Below are 3905 nucleotides of genomic sequence, written 5' to 3' on the forward strand. Positions count from 1 at the left end.
GTAGGTTCATCTAATACAATCACCTGAGAGTCTCGTAGAAAAGCTCGTGCTAAGGCTATTTTCTGCCATTGACCAATACGACCCAGGTTCCGGTGTGCCCCACCGTACCCAAAGCTCTTTTTAGGATATTGATGGCTGCATTGTGGTCGCGATCCAACTGGCAACCACACTTGCAGGTATGGGTTCGCGTTGACAATGTCTTTTTGACAACTGCACCACAACTAGAACAATTTTGACTAGTATAAGCAGGATTTACTGCTATTGTTTGCCTGCCAAACTTTTGTCCAAAATATTCCAGCCATTTCCTAAATTGATACCAACCAGCGTCATTAATAGACTTAGCAAGACAATGATTTTTGATTAAATTTTTAACCCTTAAGTCTTCGTAAGCAACCACATCGTTAGAGTGGATTACGCAGCGCGCCAGTCTCTTAGCGTGCTCTTCACGTCGCCTACTTATTTTAAGGTGTGTCCGACCTAGTCTGTTAATGGCTTTCTTACGGTTGGCTGAGCCTTTCTTTTTACGAGAAACCCGACGTTGATGAAACTTTAGTCTTTTTTCGCTTTTACGATAAAACCTGGGATTCTGCTCTACACCTCCCTTGGAGTCGGTATAAAATTCCTTAAGCCCTACGTCTAATCCAATATTAGTATGTGTTGGCTCTAAAGACTCTTTTTCATAGACTTTTATACAAAACTGAACATAATAGCCATCTGCACGGCGAACCAATCTAACCCGCTTAATTAGCTTTTGTTCGTAACGCCACAACTCCCAAGTCCCTTTCAGTTTAAGTTTTCCGATACCTTTCTTGTCTAAGAAGTTTATCGACTTAGCATCCCCTGATAATTTCCACCCTGATGTCTTGTATTCAACTGATCGGGAGAACTTTTTGAACTTGGGATATCCCTTTTTACCGGGGGCTTTCTTTTTGCATTTATCGTAAAATCTAGCGATTGAGCTATAAGCTCTTTCGACCGAAGCTTGACATGCGTGAGAGTTCAAGTCTTTTACAAAGGGATACTCAGCTCTAAGGCAAGTATTATGACGATACAGCTCTTTTTGTCCTACACCTTTATTCTCCATCCAGTAGCGGAGGCACTTATTGCGGACAAATTGACCAGTACGGATCGCCTCATCAATCGCGGCATATTGAGTTTTGTTCCCTTTGGCCTTAAACTCCAAGACTTTCATTATTGACGTGAGACAACTCTAGGTAAAGTATAGTACAAAAAGACAAAGCCGTCCTAGAAGGACGGGGATTGAGACCCAAAATTTTTGGTCAGGTCATTTAAATCTGGTTACTCTGTACTTCCTATTTCCCTAATCCCTATCGACCCATCAACCATGACTCTTAAAACCATATTTATCAGTACTGGCGAGGTATCTGGTGATTTACAAGGGGCTCTACTGATTGAAGCATTGAAACGTCAGGGAACAGCAGCTGGCTTAGAGTTAGAGATTGTTGCTCTAGGCGGTGATCAAATGGCCCAAGCTGGTGGGAAGCTGTTGGGTAATACCACCAGTATTGGTTCTGTAGGAATTCTGGAATCTCTACCCTTTGTGCTGCCTACCCTGAAAGTCCAACGTCGTGCCAAACAGTATCTCCGGCAGCAGACCCCTGACCTAGTGGTGCTGATTGACTACATGGGACCAAATTTGAGTATTGGTAGTTTTCTCAAGCGTGAATTACCGCAAGTACCGGTGGTTTATTATATTGCTCCCCAAGAGTGGGTTTGGTCTATTTCTAAGCGCAACACCAGGATTATTGTGGAAATCACTGATCGAATGTTGGCAATTTTCCCAGAAGAAGCCCGTTACTTTGTGGAAAAGGGAGCGTCAGTTAGTTGGGTAGGTCATCCCCTGGTAGATCGGATGGAATCTAGCCCAAGCCGGGAGGAGGCTCGTGCTACCTTAGGCATAGCTCCAGAACAAAGTGCGATCGCACTTTTACCTGCCTCTAGACAACAAGAAATTAAGTATCTCATGCCTGTAGTCTTTGAAGCAGCCAAGCAGCTACAGTCACAATTGTTAGATACTAACCAAACCGGCCAGCTTAGCCAGTCTAAGGGTGAAGGATTCACGCAAAGTCAAGCTGATTCACCACTATTTTGGATTCCCCTATCTTTAGAAGCCTATCGCCATCCCATTGAAGAAGCAGTACAGCGCTATGGTTTACAAGCTAAGGTGGTAGCTGGTCAAACTAAAGAAATCTTGGCTGCTGCTGATTTAGCGATTACCAAGTCAGGTACAGTGAATTTGGAACTAGCACTACTAGATGTGCCCCAGGTGGTTTTCTACCGAGTTAATCCCTTGACCTACTGGCTTGCTCGCACCTTCTTGAAGTTTTCGATTCCCTTCATGTCTCCCCCTAACTTGGTAGTAATGCGCTCGATTGTGCCGGAGTTGTTACAAGAGCAAGCCACACCAGAGAATATTGTTCGGGAATCCTTAGAACTCCTTTTTAATCAAGAACGGCGTCAGCAAACCCTGAAAGATTATCAGGAAATGCGCCAGTTATTGGGTGAAGTGGGCGTATGCGATCGCGCTGCTAAGGAAATTTTCCAACTAATCAGCTAAGTAGTCAAAGGCTAATGGCACCTCAAGTAGCGTGGCACAGGCTTCTAGCCTGTGATAAGTGCGCGCATTGGCTTACAATCCTGCTAATTCCAGACAAATTCCAAGTCTAAGACAAAGCCAGGTAAAACATCTTCTCCCGATAATCTTCCAGGAGATTTCAACACCTCTACCGGTTGATTATTGAGTCGATAAATTTCAACGGTCTTATGATTAGGGTCAATTAACCAACCCAAACGCAGTTGATTATCAATATACTCCTGCATTTTTTGGCGTAACGGTTCCATATTGTCACTCTTTGAAGGCAACTCCAGCACAAAATCAGGACAAAGGGGTGGGAAAGTTTCTTGTTGTTCAGGGGTTAATGAATTCCATCGTTTTTGAGTAACCCAAGCTGAATCAGGAGAACGAATTGCTCCATTGGGAAGTCGAAAAGCAGTAGAGGAGTTAAAGGTAACCCCCAGTTTAGTTTGGCGATTCCATAACCAAAGTTGTCCTTCTATATCAATGTTGCGTTTTCCAGTATTGCCCCCAGTGGGTGGCATGACAATTAATTTTCCTGTAGCACTACGTTCTAAGCGTAAGTCTCGATTAGCACTAGCAAGTTGTTCAAACTGCTCCTCAGTAACTCTGAGGCTAGGAGGAATGTTGATTGGAAGGGTATTCATGGATAAATCTCAAGTTATCCCTTTTGACATCCTCCCCCGTTAAATCAGAGATTATAACGGGGGATTCCCAAACTTCACAATTTAGGTTTACTGCTTCCAAAGCACTTATCTAGGTTGTTGTAAACCCCCGACAGCCCGCCTACACAGTCATTTTCTAGCACGATCTGTCCGACCGCAGTAATACCACGTTGACAAATCACTTGAGCAGCTGAAACATCTCTGTTAATTTCATAATGGCATTCAGGACATTTGTGTATGCGTTCAGACAAATCTTTTTTGCCTGTATTTATACCACAATTTGGACAAATTTGACTAGTATATCTGTAATCAACTTTGCCAAAGTATACGCCTCGTTTCCAACAAACCCAAGCTAAGATATCAAAGAACTGACCAAAACCCGCATCAAGGGTATGTTTACCTAACATTCCTTTTGCCCAAGTTCTGAAATCTAAGTCCATGTCCTTCGGACAGGCTTCGCCAACAACAAATATCATTCCAGCCTGGTCACAAAGATAATTTGCTAACTTAAAGCGATGCAGCGCGGTCTTGGGAAGGCAGCGCGGTCTTGGGAAGGCAGCGCGGTCTTGGGAAGGCAGCGCGGTCTTGGGAAGGCAGCGCGGTCTTGGGAAGGCAGCGCGGTCTTGGGAAGGCAGCGCGGTCTT

Annotated in this window: 3 protein-coding genes and 1 pseudogene; 1 reads left to right on the forward strand and 3 read right to left on the reverse strand. The window is 44.1% G+C overall.

The genetic code is table 11. The features are described from left to right. Positions 1–55 precede the first annotated feature (55 nt). Positions 56–1192 carry a transposase gene (locus F6K52_RS33560; RefSeq protein ID WP_293089043.1) on the reverse strand — a complete coding sequence of 379 codons (1137 nt, stop codon included), beginning with the start codon at positions 1190–1192 and terminating at the stop codon, positions 56–58. A 153-nt stretch (positions 1193–1345) separates the two neighbouring features. Here F6K52_RS33560 and lpxB point away from each other — a divergent pair, with 153 nt between their 5' ends. Beyond that, positions 1346–2578, forward strand: a complete 1233-nt coding sequence (gene lpxB / locus F6K52_RS33565; protein WP_293089046.1) for a lipid-A-disaccharide synthase — start codon at positions 1346–1348, stop codon at positions 2576–2578. 83 nt (positions 2579–2661) lie between these two features. Here lpxB and F6K52_RS33570 read toward each other — a convergent pair whose 3' ends face one another. Beyond that, the gene (locus tag F6K52_RS33570) at positions 2662–3243 is read right to left on the reverse strand and encodes a Uma2 family endonuclease (RefSeq protein WP_293089050.1); all 582 of its coding nucleotides are present in this window, start codon (positions 3241–3243) and stop codon (positions 2662–2664) included. A gap of 74 nt (positions 3244–3317) precedes the next feature. Beyond that, a pseudogene (locus F6K52_RS33575) lies at positions 3318–3773 on the reverse strand (transposase); the annotation flags it as partial. Positions 3774–3905: the final 132 nt, after the last annotated feature.

It is taken from the genome of Moorena sp. SIO3H5 (genome assembly GCF_010692395.1).
GTDB lineage: Bacteria > Cyanobacteriota > Cyanobacteriia > Cyanobacteriales > Coleofasciculaceae > Moorena.

Excerpts from the sequence above, each read along its gene's own strand:
- F6K52_RS33560 (WP_293089043.1), bottom strand. The coding sequence starts at position 1,192 with ATGAAAGTCTTGGAGTTTAAGGCCAAAGGGAACAAAACTCAATATGCC.
- lpxB (WP_293089046.1), top strand. The coding sequence starts at position 1,346 with ATGACTCTTAAAACCATATTTATCAGTACTGGCGAGGTATCTGGTGAT.
- F6K52_RS33570 (WP_293089050.1), bottom strand. The coding sequence starts at position 3,243 with ATGAATACCCTTCCAATCAACATTCCTCCTAGCCTCAGAGTTACTGAG.